This is a genomic window from Pseudomonas sp. ES3-33, assembly GCF_000952175.1.
Lineage (GTDB): Bacteria > Pseudomonadota > Gammaproteobacteria > Pseudomonadales > Pseudomonadaceae > Aquipseudomonas > Aquipseudomonas gregormendelii.
The window spans coordinates 1-1,514 of sequence record NZ_JZRI01000130.1 but is presented as its reverse complement, the minus strand read 5'-3'; the positions used below and the strand labels follow the sequence as shown (position 1 = coordinate 1,514).

General features: G+C 62.0%; 1 protein-coding gene. It reads right to left on the bottom strand.

The window, feature by feature from the left end; genetic code table 11:
- The coding region (locus UB23_RS21855) for a beta strand repeat-containing protein (protein ID WP_045061368.1) at positions 1 to 1,514 on the bottom strand (1,514 nt) is incomplete at both ends.

Below are 1,514 nucleotides of genomic sequence, written 5' to 3'. Positions count from 1 at the left end.
TACCGGTCGCGTGGATGACGGTGTAGCTGACCACTGGAACGCTGCCGTTGTAGTTGGCGGTCGGAGTAAAGGTGTACGCCCCGTTCGCCCCGATCACCAGGGTGTGGACGTTGGCGATAGCTGCCGTTCTGCCGGCGGTGTAAGTGCTAGTGCCGATAGTGAAGTTGACCACAGTCACATCGCCGTCGACGCTCGAGGTGCCAGTGAGGACGCCGCCGGTAACGGCGGTGTCTTCCAGGGTGGAGACGGGTTCGCTGGCATCGGTGAAGCTGTCATCAACCGGGGTGACGCTGATATTCAGGGTCGAAGTGACATTGCTACCGGAACCGTCAGTGAGGGTGTAGCTGACCTCAGGCACTGTGCCGTTGTAGTTGGCAGCTGGGGTGAAGGTGTACGCCCCGTTCGCCCCGATCACCAGGGTGCCGACATTGGCGATGGTCGCGGTGCTACCAGCGGTGTAAGTGCTCGTGCCGATGGTGAAGTTGACCACGGTCACGTCGCCGTCGACGCTCGAGGTGCCAGTCAGCACGCTGCCGGTAACGGCAGTGTCTTCCAAGGTGGAGACGGTTTCGCTGGCATCGGTGAAGCTGTCATCGACCGGGGTGACGCTGATATTCAGGGTCGAGGTGAGGTCAGAGCCAGAGCCGTCGGTGACGGTGTAGCTGACCACTGGCACGCTGCCGTTGTAGTTGGCAGCTGGGGTAAAGGTGTACGCCCCGTTCGCCCCGATCACTAGGGTGCCGACGTTGGTGATGGTCGCCGTTGTGCCAGCGGTGTAGGTGGTTTCGCCGATGGTGAAGTTAAGCACGCTGACCGGGCCGTCGACGCTGGAAGTTCCGGTCAGCACGCTGCCGGACACTGGGGCATCTTCGGTAGTGGTCACGGTTTCGCTGGCATCGGTGAAGCTGTCATCAACCGGGGTGACGCTGATGTTCAGGGTCGAAGTGACGTCAGTACCGGAACCGTCGGTGACGGTGTAGCTGACCACTGGCACGCTGCCGTTGTAGTTGGCGGCTGGGGTGAAGGTGTAGGCCCCGTTCGTCCCGATTACCAGGGTGCCGACATTGGCGATGGTTGCGGTGCTACCAGCGGCGTAGGTGGTTTCGCCGATGGTGAAGTTAAGCACGCTGACCGGGCCGTCGACGCTGGAAGTCCCTGTCAGCACGCTGCCGGACACTGGGGCATCTTCGGTGGTGGTCACGGTTTCGCCGAGATCGGTGAAGCTGTCATCAACCGGGGTGACGCTGATATTCAGAGTCGAGGTGACATTGCTACCAGAGCCGTCGGTGACGGTGTAGCTGACCACTGGCACGCTGCCGTTGTAGTTGGCGGCCGGAGTAAAGGTGTACGCCCCGTTGGCCCCAATCACCAGGGTGCCGACGTTGGTGATAGTCGCGGTGCTACCAGCGGCGTAGGTGGTTTCGCCGATGGTGAAGTTAAGCACGCTGACCGGGCCGTCGACGCTGGAAGTTCCGGTCAGCACGCTGCCGGAGACGGGTGCATCTTCGGTGGTG